Raw genomic sequence first — 17,971 nt, 5'->3', positions numbered from 1 at the left:
GAATGACTAAGAGGAGGTGGTAGCGATCATTCAAAATCCGTTAGATATATTGGACAAGTATTTTGGCTATTCAGCATTTCGTGAGGGACAACAACGAGTCATCGATCAAGTATTGCAAGGTGATGATTCACTCTGCGTCATGCCCACAGGTGGCGGTAAGTCTGTTTGTTATCAAGTACCTGCGCTAGCGATGGAAGGAACGGTTCTTGTCATCTCGCCGCTTATTTCCTTGATGAAAGACCAAGTCGATGCATTGCATCAGTTAGGTATTCCTGCAGCGTATATTAATAGTACGCTATCGACAGAAGAATATTTTGGTACAATGGACAACGCACTTGAAGGAAAATATAAACTGTTATATGTCGCTCCAGAGCGATTGGATTCCGAATCCTTTCTCAACCAATTGCAAAAAATGACGATTCCACTGATCGCGATCGACGAAGCGCATTGTATTTCACAATGGGGACATGATTTCCGACCGAGTTATCGAAATATCCATCGTATCTTTGATTATTTAAACAACCGGCCCATTGTTCTTGCACTAACCGCAACAGCTACACCGGAAGTTCAGGATGATATATGCCAGCAATTGCATATCCCGCCTGTAAGTCGTGTCGTAACAGGTTTCGAAAGAAGCAATTTGGTGTTCTCTGTAGTCAAAGGTCAAAATCGAGATCAATTCGTTAAAGAATATGTTCTAAAAAACAAAAATGAATCGGGCATTATTTATGCTGCTACTAGAAAAGCAGTGGAGCAAGTTTATTTATTACTTGAAAAAAGTGGTATTCCAGCTGCAAAGTATCATGCAGGATTATCAATTGATGAACGCCAACAGCAACAAGACCGATTCATCATGGAAGATGCACGCGTGATGGTCGCAACTAACGCGTTCGGTATGGGAATCGATAAATCCAATATTCGCTACGTCATTCATTATCAAATGCCGAAGAATATGGAAAGTTATTATCAGGAAGCTGGAAGAGCAGGGCGTGACGGGCTTGACAGTGATTGTTATTTGTTATTCTCTTCGCAAGACGTCTTAACACAACGCTTCCTCATCGAACAGTCTCCAGATCCTTCCCGTGTATCGAATGAAATCAAAAAGATGCAAGTGATGGTAGATTACTGCCATACAGAAGGCTGTCTGCAAAAACATATCATCAAGTATTTTGGCGAAGATGACGTTGAAGATTGTGGTCGTTGCGGTAACTGCACCGACACGCGCGAGCAGTTTGATGTAACTGTTGATACGCAAAAAGTGCTTTCCTGTGTTATTCGCATGGGGCAACGCTTCGGTAAGACGATGGTTGCGCAAGTACTGACAGGATCGAGAAATAAGAAGCTCAAAGAATTGAACTTTGATGAGCTATCGACATATGGATTGATGAAAGGGCGCAATGCCAAAGACGTGGCAGATTTTATCGAATTTTTGATTTCGAAGAATTATCTACAAGTTGAAAGTGGGCCGTATCCTACTATTTTCGTCAGTGAAGATGGCAAAGACGTCTTATTAGGGAAAGTAAAAGTCTGGCGTAAAGGCGAGATGGTGACAACTGTCGTCGCTAAAGACGATCCGTTATTCAACGAACTGCGAGCGATGCGTTTGAAACTGGCACAAGAAGCTGGTGTCCCACCATTCGTTATTTTCTCGGACAAGACATTACGGGATATGGTTGCCAAAATGCCTGCCACTAATGAAGAGTTATTAACTGTGCAAGGGGTAGGCGAAACGAAGCTTGAACGTTACGGGGAAGTGTTCCTTGAGATTATCGATTCGTTTTCAACACAGCAAGCGTAATAGAAGGTGTCCAGAAGGTCGTGAAGCAACGACTTCCTGTGGCATCTTCTTTTTCATTTCTAGGTTTGTGAACTAGAAGTCTCGTAATGGTGTTAGGAATGGGGGCGCGTCCGCCAACTGGAGCTTCCATCCCTTCGTACTCACTAAGTAACTCGCTTATTCCAAGCGTTTGCTTTTGAACTTAACGAGTTTAAAAATTACCTATTAATCGACAATCTCCATATAAAAAGGTATGCCCATTAAAGTCAAATGACTTCAACAGACATACCTTTTTTATACTATTTACTGTGCAGAGCGTTGACCCTCGAATGGACGAGTATCTTTTCGCAAACCGATTAATGTGAAAATCGCTGCGATCAACAAAATCGCACTTGCAAGCATAAAGGCATGATGGAATTCCAAGTCCAATATACCGATAGCACTAGATCCTACTACAACGCCAAACGAGAAGAACGCATAGAAGAATCCGTACGCTTTCCCTCTTGTTTCCGGTTCCGTAGAATCAATAAGCAATGAGTTAATAGAAGGGAACAGGAATGCGAATCCAGTTCCATAGACGACCATCGCCAACATCATCAAAGACAGTTCGTCAACTTGTGATAAGAACAACATGCTGCCACTCATCAAAATCAAGCCGACTGCCAATGTGACCATCGGACGAGCGATATCAAAAATACGATTGATCGGCAAAACGAAAATCAACACAGCGACTAGACCGAAAACACTTAGCAGCATGCCTGTCGTTTTTGCATCAAACTGAAGGTACTCGACTTTTAGTGGGAGTACTAAGGCCAATACGCCTTGTGAGAACATCAGGAAGAACGCGCCAAGAAAAGCTCGTATGATACCTGGGTGGCGGAAAAACGCTAACGGCTTGACTGCTTTTTGTTTTGCTGTCTTTACTTTTCTTACGTATGTAAACGAACGTAAAAATATAATGGCGCCAATTGTCAGTAGAACCATGAAGACCCCATTGATGGCCATGATCGTTACAACGCTTGTCTTAACGGAAACGATCCCGCTATAAGCAGGTCCAAAAATGGCAGCAAGTCCAACAAACGCACCTGAGATTGCAGCATTTCTACCACGCTTGGAACGTTCGGAACCATTCGCGAGAAACGTAAAGGCAGCTGGAATGATCAAACCTTCCGTTAAGCCGTGCACAAAACGAATGCCGATTAATGTTCCTGAACCAGAAATCAATCCATATGAGAACAACGACAAAGCGGATGTGAACAAACCGAATAATAGAATATAGAATGGTCCTTTGCGATCTGTCAAAATACCTGAAATGATATTACCGAAAATATTCGCAAACGAGTAAATACCGACCGATAATCCGACAATAAAAGCAGAAGCGCCGAGACCTGTAGCGAACGGACTCATGATGGGCAACTGTGAAAATAAATCAAAGAACGAGAAGAAAACAATTAGATAGACAAAAAAGCGCATAATGATCCTCACTTTACAAAAAATTCAACTACTATCTATTTTAACATGAAACTTTTCGAATAGAACTGAACTGCTCAAAGATAAATATTCGCAATCTATCATCCTTCACGGTAAAATGAACAACGTAAACAACAAAGCATAAGGGGATGAGTGATCTTGACGAAAGAAATTCGAGTAGGAATCGCTGGTTACGGTAATTTAGGGCGTGGCGTAGAGTCAGCAATCAGTCAAAATGAAGATATGACATTAGTTGGCGTATTCACGCGCAGAGAACCGAAAGACGTACAATTACTTTCGGAGCAAGTACCCGTTCATAAGCTGGACGAAATAGAATCATTTAAAGAGGATATTGATGTCTTGATTTTATGCGGTGGTTCTAAAAACGACTTGCCAGAACAAGGGCCAGCCCTTGCAAAGCACTTTACAACGGTAGATAGCTTCGACACGCATGCCAAGATTCCTGAGTACTTCGCGGCAGTTGACGAAGTGGCTAAAGAGGCAGGAACAACAGCTATCATTTCTGTTGGATGGGATCCAGGTTTATTTTCGATCAACCGCTTAATGGGTGAATCCATTTTGCCAGAAGGTGAAACGTATACGTTCTGGGGTAAAGGATTAAGTCAAGGTCACTCAGATGCAGTGCGTCGTGTTGACGGCGTGAAAGCAGGCGTTCAGTACACATTGCCAGCTGAAGATGCGATCAACCGTGTGCGTAACGGTGAGCACCCTGAGCTTTCGACAAAAGATAAACATACACGTGAATGTTATGTCGTTCTTGAAGAAGGAGCTAGTGCAGATCAAGTACATGAAACGATTGTTACGATGCCTGATTACTTCGCAGATTACGATACGACCGTTCATTTTATTACGGAAGAAGAACTTCGTCTTGACCATGCTAAGATGCCACATGGCGGTTTCGTCATTCGCAGTGGCAACACGGGTAAGCACACAGATCAAGTCATAGAGTTCTCGCTTAAATTAGATAGCAATCCCGAATTTACATCAAGCGTCCTTGTCGCATATGCAAGAGCAGCTTATAAATTGCAGCAAAAAGGCGATACTGGAGCGAAAACAGTTTATGATATCGCACCAGGCTTGTTATCACCTAAATCACCTGCAGCTATTCGCAAAGAATTACTGTAATACCAGACAAATTATTTTGGAATGTAGAATGAGGAGGTAGAATCTTTTATGAAACTGGATGAAACATTAGAGATGCTAAAAGATTTAACAGATGCACGAGGAATCCCGGGCAATGAGCGTGAAGCACGGGACGTCATGACGAAGCATATTAAACCCTATGCAGATGAAATCGATCATGATGGACTCGGTTCACTTATTGCAACCAAAGAAGGCGATGCAAACGGACCGAAGATTATGATCGCAGGACACTTGGATGAAGTAGGCTTCATGTTGACACGAATCGATGATAAAGGCTTCATTTACTTCCAAACAGTTGGTGGCTGGTGGTCACAAGTTATGCTTGCGCAGAGAGTGTCCATCGTTACACGTTCAGGCGAGACGATCACAGGCGTGATTGGTTCAAAGCCGCCACATATCCTGACACCTGAAGCTCGCAAGAAACCTGTCGATATTAAAGACATGTTCATTGATGTAGGTGCCGAGACAAAAGAAGAGGTTCTATCATGGGGCGTTCTTCCAGGCGATATGATTGTGCCATACTTCGAATTTACCGTGATGAAAAATGAAAACTACTTGCTCGCAAAAGCATGGGATAATCGTATCGGCTGTGCAATCGCGATTGAAGTGATGAAGCAGTTGAAAGATGAGAAACATCCGAACCGTTTGTATAGTGTGGGAGCAATTCAAGAAGAGGTAGGTTTGCGTGGAGCTAAAACAGCGGCGAATAAAATTCAGCCGGATATCGGTTTCGCTGTCGATGTAGGTATTGCTGGTGATACACCTGGTGTTACTGCGAAAGAATCTATTGGAACAATGGGCGAAGGTCCACAAATCTTACTCTATGATGCTTCGATGGTGTCTCATAGAGGATTACGCAACTTTGTAGTGGATACAGCAGAAGAGCTGAATATCCCGTATCAATTTGCAACTATGTCCGGTGGCGGCACGGATGGCGGATCAATTCATGTAAGCGGAACAGGAACTCCGACATTGGCGATTTGTATTCCAACACGCTACATTCATAGTCATGCGGCTATGCTTCACCGTAAAGACTTTGAAAACACAGTGAAACTTTTAGTGGAAGTCGTTAAACGCCTTGATGCAAATGAAGTAAAAAACATTACATTTGAATAAATAATACTAGTAGACAACGATGCTCAAAAGTATCGTTGTCTTTTTAATTAAATTATACGATAAGTTATAAAAATTCATTTGACTTCATAAATATACATATGTATACTAGTTTATACATACTTCAAATGGATGGATGGGGATTAAAAAATGGTAAAAACAAATCAAACAACTTCACTTATAGAAAAAGATAGCTTAAAAGGACGCGATTTTTTAACACTACTCGATTATTCTAGCGAAGAGGTCGCGTATCTCGTGCAACTGGCATATGACATGAAACAGGATACATTGGCTGGTAAGACGCCGGACATTTTAGCAGGTAAGACACTCGGTATGATTTTCGAAAAAAACTCCACACGTACACGTATTTCATTCGAAGTGGGCATGATCCAGTTAGGCGGACATGGCATTTTCATGAATGCGCGTGATTTACAGATTGGGCGTGGCGAATCCGTTTCAGATACTGGAAAAGTATTGTCCGAGTTTTTGGATGGCGTGATGATCCGTGCGAAATCTCATAAAATGGTGGAAGAATTGGCAGAACATACAACAGTTCCTGTTATTAACGGTTTAACGGATCTATTTCATCCGTGCCAAGCGATGGCAGATCTACTGACAATCAAAGAAGTTAAAGGGGATTTAAAAGGCTTGAAACTTTCGTATATTGGAGACGGAAATAACGTTGCGCATTCATTAGTGATTGCAGGTGCACATATGGGTATGCACGTTTCTGTCGCAACACCAAAAGGCTATGAATATCATTCAGGTTTGTTTGAAAAGGCAAAGAAAATTGCCGAGTTGAACGGTGGTAGCGTAACGTCAACATACGACCCAATCGAATCTTCTACTGATGCAGACGCTATTTATACAGATACTTGGACAAGTATGGGGCAGGAAGAAGAAGCAGCGCAGCGTTTGATCGACTTTAAAGACTTCCAGATCAATGATCAATTGGTCGGTCATGCGAAAAAAGATTATGTATTCTTGCACTGTCTTCCAGCACATCGTGAAGAAGAAGTATCGACTTCCGTAATCGATGGTAAGAACTCGTATGTCTTCCAACAAGCAGGAAATCGTCTGCACGCACAAAAAGCGGTAATTGCTTCATTACTATAATAAATTGATTAGCTGTTTTCCTTTACGTGGAAAACAGTTTTTTTATGCTCTGCTTCCTATCATTTGATATACTGAATGGAATCGAAGTAGGGGAGGAAACTTTTTGTTAACATATCTACTTGTGTTTCTTGCAGGTGCAGCGCCAGGGTTTGAAGTGCTGGTGGCAGTTCCGCTCGGTATTTTACGTGGAATGCCTTTGGCAACTGCCGTACTAATTGGATTTGCAGGAAATGCTTTGACTATAATATTAGAAATTATGATCTTTCAAAAGTTAAAAGACTGGTGGGAAAGTAGAAAGAAAACGGATGCGAATGCTCCGTCAAAACGTACTGCACGGGCTGAAAGTATTTGGAAGCGCTTTGGTATACCTGGCCTTGCCCTTCTCGGTCCGGTTCTCATAGGCTCTCATCTGGCTGCATTTTTAGCGTTGGCGCTCGGTTCTTCCAAATCTCAGACCGCCATTTGGCTACTAATTAGTCTTGCGATCTGGTCAGTTGTATTTGGAACGTTAACGGTTATGGGAGTTGACGTATTCTTTTGGACACGTCAAAAATTAGCGTAAGCGATATACTACAGAATTATGTAGACAGAATAGTTTGACAATGTATATACTATATTCAGAAAGTAACGTTAACAACTATTCATAGTACTACTCGTTTGCGCATAGAGTACATCCTGAGAATCATTCCATCTGCGCATCGATTTCATTGAAATGAAGAGTACATGCTTTGAATCATGCACGACGGATTGATAATTTCACTTCTAAAAAAGAGGAGCGGATGGATATGATGCAAACCCCATTGATTCTATCAACATTTATTACACGGGCAGAACGATTCTTTCCAAACAAGATGATCATTTCACGTACAGGAGAGCAACGCATACAGCGTTTTACGTATCGTGAATGGGCGAAGAGAACACGTAAACTATCAAATGCATTGACAAAGCTAGGAATGGGACATGGAACAAAAGTGGGTACATTTGCGTGGAACCATCACCGCCATTTGGAAGCCTATTTTGGGGTGCCTTGTACGGGAGCAGTCTTGCACATGATCAATATTCGGCTATCGCCTGAACATATTATGTATATCATTAATCACGCAGAAGACGAAATCTTGCTAGTGGACGAAGAGTTTTTCCCTCATCTTGAGAAAATGGCACCTATGTTGAAAACGGTAAAGCATTTTGTCGTCATGAGTGACAGTAAGGAAATACCTGAAACTACGTTAGAAAACGTCCATTCATATGAAGCGTTATTGGAAAGTGCTTCGGATGAATATGACTATCCAGAAGATTTAGATGAAAATACTCCAGCAGGCTTATGTTACACATCGGCTACTACAGGTCAGCCCAAAGGCGTGATTTATTCTCATAGAGGATTAGTGCTGCACAGTTATGCACTCGGATTGTCAGATGCTATGGGGCTGTGCGAACGTGACGTCGCGATGTCTATCGTGCCGATGTTCCACGCAAATGCGTGGGGAATTCCATTCGCTGGTGTGTTCTATGGGACAACCCAAGTATTACCTGGCCCGGGATTCAATCCTTCTGTACTTCTTGACATGATTGAAAGTGAAAAAGTGACAATGACAGCTGGCGTTCCAACAGTTTTTCTAGCTATATTAAAAGAGCTCGAGCAAGCATCACATGATATTTCATCACTTCGTGCCATTGTGTGTGGTGGCTCCGCATCTCCTAAAGGCTTGATTCGTGCATTTGAAGAAAAATACAACATACCGTTTATTGTTGGCTATGGTATGACGGAAACGACACCACTCGTTAGTCTATCGGTTCTTACTTCCTCTATGGACAACTTGTCGACAGAAGAACGAATCAACACGCGTGCGTTGCAAGGTTTAGTTATGCCGGGACTCGACATTCGGATAATCAATGAAAACGGAGAAGTGCCGTGGGATGGTAAGACGATGGGCGAATTAACCGTTAGAGGTCCATGGATCGCGGACGAGTATTATAAGGATGAACGTACGGAAGAAGCATTCAAAGACGGATGGCTGTATACAGGAGATATTGCTGCTATGACAGAAGATGGCTACCTAAAGTTGATGGATCGTACGAAAGATCTTATCAAGAGTGGTGGCGAATGGATTTCGTCAGTCGATTTGGAAAATGCGTTAATGTCACATAAAGATGTCTACGAGGCTGCCGTGATTGCGGTTCCCCACGAGAAATGGATGGAACGTCCGCTAGCCTGCGTAGTGTTGAATGAAAATGTGGCGGAAGACGATGCGAAGGTGCAAGAGTTGAAGGATTCGTTAAAGGGACAATTTGCGAGTTGGTGGATTCCGGATGAAGTTTTGTTTGTGAAGGAGATTCCGAAGACGTCAGTCGGAAAGTTCTTGAAAGCTGCGTTGCGTGATCAGTTGAAGGAGCATTATACGAGCAAGTAAAAGGACACGGAGATGCATCGCTTCACTACTTTTTAGATGGATAAAAAATAAAGTAATTGTCCCTTTCCTCCACACCAATCCTTTGCAATGCGAATAGAAGATACTTTTTATTGCGCATTAAAGTAAGTGCTGTAATCTATTTTGAACTTCAGTACTTGAATCTGAATAAGTTAAGACAAAAAGAGATGCCATTGTAATGACTGTGGCATCTCTTTTGCCTTTCCTCACACACCTTTTTATTGTGCTTGTGCGAATGATTGGGAAAGTTCGTTTGTGATTTCTTCTTTTTCTTTTTCGTCGGAACGCTTCCATAGTTGTTCAAAAAATACGCCTAGTCCAGGTAGAAGGTGTTCTTCTCCTCTTTGTATGGCGTCGTCTATTACGCCTCGAACGTCAGTGGAACTATTGTTTGTCATGTTTGCTGTAATTGCATCACGTATTTGGAAATTCATTTGCATCAGCCTCCTTTATTCGTATCTTTTCCACAAAAGTCGCTAAATATACGCTGATTTGGTACACTAAAAAGAAAAAAGGATGTACAGCCTCTTGAATAAACGAATTGAATCAACTCAGAATTCTTTAGTGAAGCATTGGAAGAAATTAGTGACGACGAGAAAAGAACGAGATCAGACGAAAGAGTTTCTTGTGGAAGGTTTTCATCTTGTAGAAGAAGCTATTAAACAGCCGGATTTGGTTATTCAATTGCTTGCACGCGAAGATATTGAAATTCCGGCACACTGGAATGCGCCGATTATTGAACTGACAGCGGCAGTTGCAAAAGAAATTTCTGAAACGGAACAAACGCAAGGTGTTTTTGCTTATTGTAAACAGCCACAATATGAGGAAGCTGATCAACATCAATGGAAGAAAGTATTACTAATTGATGCTGTACAAGATCCAGGCAATATCGGTACGATGATTCGTACAGCAGACGCAGCAGGTCTTGATGCAGTGGTACTCGGCAAGGGATGTGCAGATCCGTTCAATCCGAAAACGGTACGTTCAGCACAAGGCTCACACTTCCACATTCCTGTAGTTCGAGAAGAATTGACGGTGTGGATCGAACGTCTAAAAGCTCACAACGTTCCGATCATCGGTACAGGTTTGCAGCAAGCAATTTCTCTTAACGAATTGCAAGCACAATCCTCATTTGCGTTACTAGTAGGCAATGAAGGAAGCGGTGTCGATAACGAGTTGCTATCCCAAGCAGATCATGTAGTGAAAATTCCATTATACGGTCAGGCTGAATCATTAAATGTGGCAGTTGCGACAGGCATATTGCTCTATACACTGCGTCAGTCATGATATCGCTATTGAAGGCGTAAACGTTTTACGGTATACTAGAAGGCGAATCAAAGAAAATAGCAATGACCGGGAAAAGTAAATGGCCAACACGTGATCAGGGATTTCACACCTCGACTGAAAGTGTGGAAAACGATGTTCCATTGAAGTTCACCCCGCGAGCTGCACGCTTGGACCAGACATGTAAAGGCGTGCCGGCAAAGGACCGTTATTCCAATTCAAGTGATTTTGTATCATATTTTTGATGCAAACTAATCAGGGTGGTACCGCGAAATCGACCTCGTCCCTTTTATAGGGGCGAGTTTTTTTGTTTTCCGATAAATTAACGGGAAGTATGCGATTACCACTGAAATAGAGAGAGGAGCAAGTACACATGAAAGAACAGTTGCACGAACTAAAAGAACAAGTCATGCTGAAAATCAAAGAATCCAATACTGTCAAAGAATTGAACGATGTACGCGTAGCGTATCTTGGGAAAAAAGGTCCAATTACTGACCTGTTAAAAGGAATGGGTAAACTGCCTGCTGAAGAACGTCCTAAGATGGGGGCGCTCGTCAATGAAATCCGTGAAAGTGTTACGGAAATTCTTGAAGAACGTAAAGTGATGCTTGAACAACAAGCAATTCAGGAACAACTGGAAAATGAATCAATAGACGTTACATTACCAGGTCGTCCTGTTGAACTTGGTAACCACCATCCACTGACTCGTGTTGTAGAAGAAATCGAAGACTTTTTCATCAGTATGGGGTATGAAATTGCAGAAGGCCCAGAAGTAGAGAAAGATTATTATAACTTTGAAGCATTGAACTTGCCAAAAGGTCATCCAGCTCGCGATATGCAGGATTCCTTCTATATTACAGAAGATATTTTATTGCGCACACATACGTCTCCTGTCCAGGCGCGAACTATGGAAGCGAAAGACGGAGCGGCTATTAAGATCATTTGTCCTGGTAAAGTATATCGACGTGACTCAGATGACGCGACGCATTCCCATCAATTTACTCAAATTGAAGGACTTGTCGTGGGTGAAAACATCCGCATGAGTGATTTGAAAGGTACGCTTGATCTACTCGCGAAGAAGTTGTTCGGTGCTGAGCGTGAAATTCGTTTGCGTCCAAGTTTCTTCCCATTCACCGAGCCTTCAGTTGAAATGGATATATCTTGTTTCAAATGTGGCGGTTCAGGCTGTAACGTTTGTAAGAAAACAGGCTGGATCGAAATATTGGGAGCGGGTATGGTACATCCTAATGTTTTGGAAATGGCTGGCTACAACCCGGAAGAAGTTACAGGATTTGCATTCGGCATGGGGCCTGAAAGAATCGCGATGTTAAAATACGGAGTGGAAGATATTCGTCATTTCTATACGAATGACATTCGGTTTATTTCACAATTCCACCGGACAGAGGCATAAGGAGGAATACTGATGTTAGTATCAACAAATTGGTTAAGTAATTACGTAGAATGGAATGAACTTTCCATAGAAGAGCTGGCTGAGAAAATCACTCGTGCCGGTATAGAAGTAGATGGTATTATTGATCGTTCATTCAATATGGACAATATCGTCATTGGACACGTAAATGACTGTGTAAAACATCCAGAAGCGGATAAATTACATATCTGTCAAGTAGATGTAGGTGGAGAAATCTCACAAATTATTTGTGGAGCACCAAATATTGCAGAAGGACAAAATGTAATTGTCGCGCGTCCAGGCGCTGTTTTACCTGGTGGCATGAAAATCAAAAAGGCAAAACTTCGTGGCGAAGAGTCTAACGGTATGATCTGTTCATTGCAAGAACTTGGCATAGAAGGCAAATTGGTTCCGAAAGCGTACGCAGAAGGAATTTATGTTTTACCGAATGATGTCCGTGCTGGAGATAGCGCTTTGACTCATCTTGGTTTGTATGATCGCGTTTTAGAATTCGATTTAACGCCAAACCGTTCTGACGCATTGAGTATGCTTGGTGTGGCATATGAAGTAGGAGCCATTTTATCGAAAGATATCAAACTTCCGGAAATTTCTTATGTAGCATCTGCAGAGAAAGCTCAAGATGCTTTGAAACTTACAGTTGAAACGCCTGAAGACAATCCAATGTACGTGGCCAAAGTAGTGAAAAACATCAAGGTTGCAGAATCACCTCAGTGGTTGCAAAACACGTTGATGTCTTCAGGTATTCGTCCGCATAATAATGTGGTTGATATCACGAACTATGTATTGTTGGAATACGGTCAGCCACTTCACGCGTTTGACTATGATCGTCTCGAAACAAAAGAGATTGTCGTACGTCATGCTCGTGAAGGTGAAAAGATGGTGACGCTTGATCAGTCAGAACGTACATTGAATGATCGTCAATTGGTTATAACGAATGGCAAAGAGCCCGTTGCACTTGCTGGAGTGATGGGTGGCGCTAATTCGGAAGTATATGAAGGAACAACGACTGTTGTTATTGAGTCTGCTTATTTCGCACCAGGTTCTGTTCGTCAAACGTCTAAAGAAGTAGGTCTACGCAGTGACGCAAGCACTCGTTTTGAAAAAGGTGTCGATCCGAATCGTGTAGCCGAAGCGGCAGAGCGAGCTGCGCAATTGATGGCAGAACTTGCAGGTGGAGAAGTTCTAGAAGGGTCTGTAATCTTCGACGAACTTGACAAAACACCTGTAAGAATCATTCTTTCTCCTGATTACGTGAATAATCGTTTGGGTATGAAGATTGCAATGGATGAAATGAAAACGATCATGGACCGTTTGCAAATACCTACCGAACTAATCAATGGCCAACTGGTAATGGATATTCCGACACGTCGTCAAGATCTGAAAATCAAAGAAGATATGATTGAAGAAATTGCACGACTATATGGTTACGATGAAATTCCAAAAACATTACCGGTTGTAGAAAGTACACCAGGAGGTTTGACTCCTTATCAAGCAAAACGTCGCATCGTTCGTGGATTCCTTGAGTCGGCAGGTCTTTCACAAGCACTGACATATTCATTAGCTTCACCAAAAGATGCACAGGCTTTTGCATTGGAGACCGCACCTGTAACGAAATTACTTATGCCAATGAGTGAAGAACGCAGTGTTCTTCGTCAAAGTATCATTCCACACCTACTAGATGCAACAACGTATAATGTGGCACGTCGAAATGAATCGATTGCACTTTACGAAACAGGATCTGTTTTCCTAGGTATCGAAGAAGATGGCTTGCCGAAAGAAGTAGAACACGTTGCCGCAGTAGTGACGGGCAAATGGGTTCATCACGCTTGGCAAGGTGAAACGAAAAAAGTTGATTTCTTCGTCATGAAAGGAATTGTAGAAGGGCTATTTGAGCAATTAGGTTTGCTTGAGCGAGTCCAATTCACAAAAGCGACTGTCGATCAAATGCACCCGGGTCGTACTGCGACAGTTTGGTTGGATGATCAGTCAGTAGGAATCATCGGTCAAGTCCATCCGACAGTACAAAACCAACGGGACTTGCAGGAAACCTACGTTATGGAAATGAACTTGCAATCTATTATGCAAGCTGCAACGGAAGAACTGTTGTATACAGCTGTTCCTCGCTACCCATCTATATCCCGCGATATTGCTTTGGTTGTTGATCGAGATACATCGTCTGCTACGTTAGAGAAGATTATCCATCAAGCGGGCGGTAAATTACTGAAAAAAGTTCAGTTATTTGATCTATACGAAGGAAAGAATGTGGAAGAAGGAACAAAGTCTGTTGCGTTCTCACTCACATATTTTGATCCTGAACGTACATTAACGGACGAAGATGTCGTCAATGCGCATAGTAAAGTATTGGATGCATTAACAGTCCAAGCAAATGCACAACTTCGCTCATAATAAAAAGAAAATCTGGCTACCCATTTGGGCGGCCAGATTTTCTTTTGATACCGTTAAATTATTTCTTATACACTAATTTCAAAGCTTTTTGAGTATTGGCGAAGTGAACTTTCGTGATGGAGTGTAAAAAAGGCTCTCCCTTTTTGCGGATAATCTGACAAGCTACTTGATCAACTCTTGGTCCTGCACCTTTAGGTAGTGTTACACCTGCTTCAATACTTAATTGATCCATTGCTTCGAGGAAAGCAACCCGTGCCAGTATAGAGGCAGTAGCTACCGATACGTGGAGGTTTTCAGCTTTTGTTGAAAAAAGAACCCTGTCACGAATGATGTTGGATTCATCCTTTAAGTAATTGAAATAGGTTTTTCGTTGAGCAAACTGATCGATTAAAATATGTTCCGGTACGACTGGATCTATTTTTTCCAATACTTCCTGAAGTGCTTGGTTATGAAGGATCGCTTTAATCTTTCCTTGCGACCATCCTTGGCTTTGAATGTCGTTATACGCAGCATTATCGAGCGTTTTCACAGAGTAGGTGACGACTTCCTTTAAGTCATTTGCGATTTGTTGCATGTACGCATCCGTCAGTTGTTTGGAATCCTTTACTCCTAGTTCCTTTACCAATTCAATTTGATCGCTACTGACAAAGCAAGCAGCTACTGTGATAGGGCCGAAAAAGTCGCCAGTACCTGTTTCATCCGATCCAAGAACAGATAGTGATGCAAAGTTTGCGGGTAGCGTATCTCCTGTTGCTCCTGATGGCTTCGGTTTCGCTACTGCAGAAATAGAACCATTAGCACTCCAGCGTGCAGCTTCTCTATCCGCACCTGCTCCTTGAAATAATACTTTTCCCGAACGGTAGGCAGTGATGGATGTATCGGAAGTTTTTGCTGCGAAAATGACACCTGGTGCATTGCGAATCACTTTATTCGTTCCATAGTAGCGAACTACTTCTGGCATTTCTTTTTCAGACAGAACTATGACTTGATGGCTCATATATTTACCCACTCCTTGAAATAATCTATTCCTCAGTATACCTGAAACTAGAGTCTGTACTGAAGAATAATGTCAAAAATTCGAACCTCATGTCAATATGAGGCATAATTGATTCACAAGTAATCGATTTTCATGGTATGATTATGAGAGGGTTTTTAGGGGGAGGTCGTAACAATGGCGGACAAAAAAAAGGCAAGAGTGACAGTTGATATCTACGGACAAACATATACGGTTGTTGGTACGGAACCGGCTTCACATGTGCGTTATGTAGCCTCGCTCGTTGATGAAAAAATGCGCGAAATTAGTAAGCATAACCGGCATCTTGACAGCAAAAGAATTGCTGTTCTGACGGCGGTAAATAGTGTAAATGAATATTTGAAAATGCGGGACAAAGTAAAAGAATTAGAAGAAGAATTGAAAAAATTGAAGGGTTGAGGGGCAAAACATGATAGATTTACTCATCATTTTATTGCTGGTAGGCGGCTTAATCGCAGGATTTAGACGTGGATTCATCGTACAGCTCATCCACATGTTTGGATTGATCTTATCGGTGATTGTAGCGTATAAGTTCTACAAGCCCCTAGCAGAAAAATTAATTTTATGGATACCATATCCTGGTGCGACTGCGGCAGATGCACTTAGCTGGACATTCGAAAACTTGGATATGGATATGACGTTTTACCGGCTAATCGCATTTATATTGATATTTGTCGGAATGAAATTGATTCTACAATTAATTGGTTCCATGTTGGACTTTTTGAAACATTTACCAATACTTGGTTTCGGTGCACGTCTGATTGGTGCTGCACTAGGCTTTATTGAATTTTACGTACTTATCTTTTTTGCATTATCTTTACTGGCCATGCTGCCGATTGAGGTAATCCAGAATTCATTGAGTCATTCTATGCTAGCGAAAGCAATGTTTGAACACACACCGATTATTTCCTCGGCAATAAAAAATTGGTGGTTCGTTTATATAGGCTAACGCAAGTAAATAATGTACTGTACATATGAACCAAAAGCTTCCCGAACGCGTGGAAGCTTTTTTAACAGAGTGAGGAGGATACTGACTTGAATAAAAAGACTATAATCCGCACGTTTGAGAAAATCGCATTATACATGGAGTTACTTGGAGAAAATCATTTCAAGGTAGCAGCGTTCAGAAAAGCGGCTTCGATCCTAGAATTGGATACCAGAAGTCTTGCTGAAATGGATGATATTCTTTCATTGAAGGGAATCGGTAAAGGAACGGGTGCCGTTATTATCGATCTAATGGAAAAAGGAACGTCAGATGCATTAACTGAACTAGAGGAGAAGGTGCCCAAAGGTTTAATTCCTCTGTTGGATATCCCAGGTCTTGGTGGAAAGAAAATAGCTAAGCTCCGTGAAGCGTTGAATATAGATTCAATTGAATCTCTTCAAGCGGCTTGCGAAAGACAAGAAGTAAGCAAGGTTCCCGGTTTCGGTAAAAAGACGGAAGAAAACTTACTGCGCGAAATTGAAATACTTGCACAACGATCTGGTAAGACACCGATTTGGCAAGTTGCAAAAGTTGTTGACATTGTTCAGGCTGAATTAGAATTGATTGATGAGATTCAGAAGTATCAAGTGGCGGGTAGCCACCGTAGACGTGAAGAAGAGAGTTCCGATGTGGACTGGATTCTTGTAACAGAGCAACCACAAATTGTTCGTGAGAAAATACTAGCTGCATTGCCAATCGAAAAAGTGATTGCGGCAGGCGATGCCAAATTATCCATTTCACTTGATACAGAACATCCAATCGACGCAGACTTTCGTTTTGTCACGGAAGACCAATTCGCAACTGCTCTCCATCACTTTACCGGTTCCGCTGCACATAACATACGAATGCGGCAGCTGGCTAAAAGTCGCAAACAGAAAATCAGTGAGTATGGTGTAGAAGATGAAGCGGGGCATGTGCAGACATTTTCAAGTGAGAAGGAATTCTTTGCGCATTTTGATTTGCCATTCATTCCACCAAGTATTCGTAAGGATGGAACGGAACTTGATCGAACAGATGAAATTGCAAAACTTGTCACACCGGAATTGATCCGTTCTGACTTGCATATGCATACAACTTGGTCAGATGGAGGATATTCCATAGAAGAAATGGTGGAAGCTTGTCGTGCAAAAGGCTACTCACACATGGTCATCACCGATCATTCGCATTATTTAAAAGTAGCAAATGGTTTAACACCCGAACGTTTACTAAAGCAAATTGAAGAAATTCGTGCAGTGAATGAAAAGTACGCTGACATAGAAGTATTCTGTGGAACAGAGATGGATATTCTTCCGGATGGGACATTGGATTTCGAAGACGAAATTCTGGAACAGCTAGACTTTGTCATTGCCTCCATTCATTCTAGTTTCAATCAACCTCAGGAACAGATTATGGAGCGTTTGCATGCCGCATGTAAAAATCCGCATGTACACATGATTGCTCATCCTACTGGCCGTATTGTTGGTCAACGTGAAGGCTATAATCCCGATATTGAGCAGCTCATCAAGTGGGCGAGCGAATACGGTAAAATATTAGAAGTAAACGCGAGTCCATACCGTTTGGATTTACGCACGGAACACTTAATCCAAGCAATCGAAGCGGGTGTCAATATTGCGATCAATACAGATGCGCATGCGACAGAACAACTGGATATTATGCCGATTGGCGTGGAGTACGCACAAAAGGCATGGCTTCCTGCAGAACAGGTCATCAACACATGGCCGCTTGAAACGTTTATTGAGAAAGTGATTCGTAGATGAAAGGGAGTGTA

Annotated in this window: 15 protein-coding genes and 1 other annotated feature; of the genes, 12 read left to right on the top strand and 3 right to left on the bottom strand. The window is 42.0% G+C overall.

The window, feature by feature from the left end:
• Window positions 1-25 precede the first annotated feature (25 nt).
• Window positions 26-1,798: a DNA helicase RecQ gene (gene recQ / locus SporoP32a_RS02655; RefSeq protein ID WP_085428965.1), complete on the top strand. Its 1,773-nt coding sequence runs from the start codon at window positions 26-28 to the stop codon at window positions 1,796-1,798.
• A gap of 282 nt (window positions 1,799-2,080) precedes the next feature.
• Here the strand turns inward: recQ and SporoP32a_RS02650 are convergent, their stop codons facing one another.
• Complete coding sequence (locus SporoP32a_RS02650) at window positions 2,081-3,250, bottom strand: MFS transporter (RefSeq protein ID WP_085426501.1); 1,170 nt, start codon at window positions 3,248-3,250, stop codon at window positions 2,081-2,083.
• 156 nt (window positions 3,251-3,406) lie between these two features.
• Here SporoP32a_RS02650 and SporoP32a_RS02645 point away from each other — a divergent pair, with 156 nt between their 5' ends.
• From SporoP32a_RS02645 to SporoP32a_RS02625, 5 genes are all read left to right on the top strand, one after another.
• A complete protein-coding gene (locus SporoP32a_RS02645) occupies window positions 3,407-4,393 on the top strand; it encodes a diaminopimelate dehydrogenase (RefSeq protein ID WP_085426500.1) in 987 nt (328 codons plus the stop codon).
• Window positions 4,394-4,441: 48 nt separating this feature from the next.
• Entirely contained in the window at window positions 4,442-5,527 is a 1,086-nt protein-coding gene (locus tag SporoP32a_RS02640; protein ID WP_085426499.1) for a M42 family metallopeptidase, read from the top strand.
• Between the two features lie 147 nt (window positions 5,528-5,674).
• Window positions 5,675-6,640: an ornithine carbamoyltransferase gene (gene argF, locus SporoP32a_RS02635; RefSeq protein ID WP_085426498.1), complete on the top strand. Its 966-nt coding sequence runs from the start codon at window positions 5,675-5,677 to the stop codon at window positions 6,638-6,640.
• A gap of 103 nt (window positions 6,641-6,743) precedes the next feature.
• Window positions 6,744-7,202 (top strand): small multi-drug export protein, encoded by a 459-nt coding sequence (locus SporoP32a_RS02630; RefSeq protein ID WP_085426497.1) that lies wholly within the window; start codon window positions 6,744-6,746, stop codon window positions 7,200-7,202.
• A 223-nt stretch (window positions 7,203-7,425) separates the two neighbouring features.
• On the top strand, window positions 7,426-9,048 hold the full coding sequence (locus SporoP32a_RS02625; RefSeq protein WP_085428964.1) for a long-chain fatty acid--CoA ligase: 1,623 nt from the start codon (window positions 7,426-7,428) through the stop codon (window positions 9,046-9,048).
• A 236-nt stretch (window positions 9,049-9,284) separates the two neighbouring features.
• Here the strand turns inward: SporoP32a_RS02625 and sspI are convergent, their stop codons facing one another.
• Window positions 9,285-9,500 (bottom strand): small acid-soluble spore protein SspI, encoded by a 216-nt coding sequence (sspI, locus tag SporoP32a_RS02620; protein ID WP_085426496.1) that lies wholly within the window; start codon window positions 9,498-9,500, stop codon window positions 9,285-9,287.
• A gap of 82 nt (window positions 9,501-9,582) precedes the next feature.
• Between sspI and SporoP32a_RS02615 the strand changes: the two genes are divergently transcribed.
• The 3 genes from SporoP32a_RS02615 to pheT all read left to right on the top strand — a co-directional run bounded on the left by SporoP32a_RS02615 (window position 9,583) and on the right by pheT (window position 14,185).
• Entirely contained in the window at window positions 9,583-10,353 is a 771-nt protein-coding gene (locus SporoP32a_RS02615) for a TrmH family RNA methyltransferase (RefSeq protein WP_085426495.1), read from the top strand.
• Between the two features lie 53 nt (window positions 10,354-10,406).
• Window positions 10,407-10,641 (top strand) — a binding site (T-box leader).
• Window positions 10,642-10,723: 82 nt separating this feature from the next.
• Window positions 10,724-11,761, top strand: coding sequence for a phenylalanine--tRNA ligase subunit alpha (gene pheS / locus SporoP32a_RS02610; RefSeq protein ID WP_085426494.1), 1,038 nt, complete (start codon window positions 10,724-10,726; stop codon window positions 11,759-11,761).
• 12 nt (window positions 11,762-11,773) lie between these two features.
• Entirely contained in the window at window positions 11,774-14,185 is a 2,412-nt protein-coding gene (gene pheT / locus SporoP32a_RS02605) for a phenylalanine--tRNA ligase subunit beta (protein WP_085426493.1), read from the top strand.
• 58 nt (window positions 14,186-14,243) lie between these two features.
• On the opposite strand, the gene rnhC is transcribed toward pheT, so the two are convergent.
• Window positions 14,244-15,182, bottom strand: coding sequence for a ribonuclease HIII (rnhC, locus tag SporoP32a_RS02600; protein ID WP_085426492.1), 939 nt, complete (start codon window positions 15,180-15,182; stop codon window positions 14,244-14,246).
• Between the two features lie 174 nt (window positions 15,183-15,356).
• Here rnhC and zapA point away from each other — a divergent pair, with 174 nt between their 5' ends.
• The 3 genes from zapA to polX all read left to right on the top strand — a co-directional run bounded on the left by zapA (window position 15,357) and on the right by polX (window position 17,960).
• On the top strand, window positions 15,357-15,617 hold the full coding sequence (gene zapA, locus SporoP32a_RS02595) for a cell division protein ZapA (protein WP_085426491.1): 261 nt from the start codon (window positions 15,357-15,359) through the stop codon (window positions 15,615-15,617).
• A gap of 10 nt (window positions 15,618-15,627) precedes the next feature.
• Window positions 15,628-16,167 (top strand): CvpA family protein, encoded by a 540-nt coding sequence (locus SporoP32a_RS02590; protein WP_085426490.1) that lies wholly within the window; start codon window positions 15,628-15,630, stop codon window positions 16,165-16,167.
• Window positions 16,168-16,253: 86 nt separating this feature from the next.
• Window positions 16,254-17,960 (top strand): DNA polymerase/3'-5' exonuclease PolX, encoded by a 1,707-nt coding sequence (gene polX / locus SporoP32a_RS02585; protein ID WP_085426489.1) that lies wholly within the window; start codon window positions 16,254-16,256, stop codon window positions 17,958-17,960.
• The last annotated feature ends 11 nt before the right edge of the window (window positions 17,961-17,971 follow it).

This window comes from Sporosarcina ureae, assembly GCF_002109325.1.
Lineage (GTDB): Bacteria > Bacillota > Bacilli > Bacillales_A > Planococcaceae > Sporosarcina > Sporosarcina ureae_C.
This window is presented reverse-complemented; position numbering and strand designations above follow the sequence as displayed.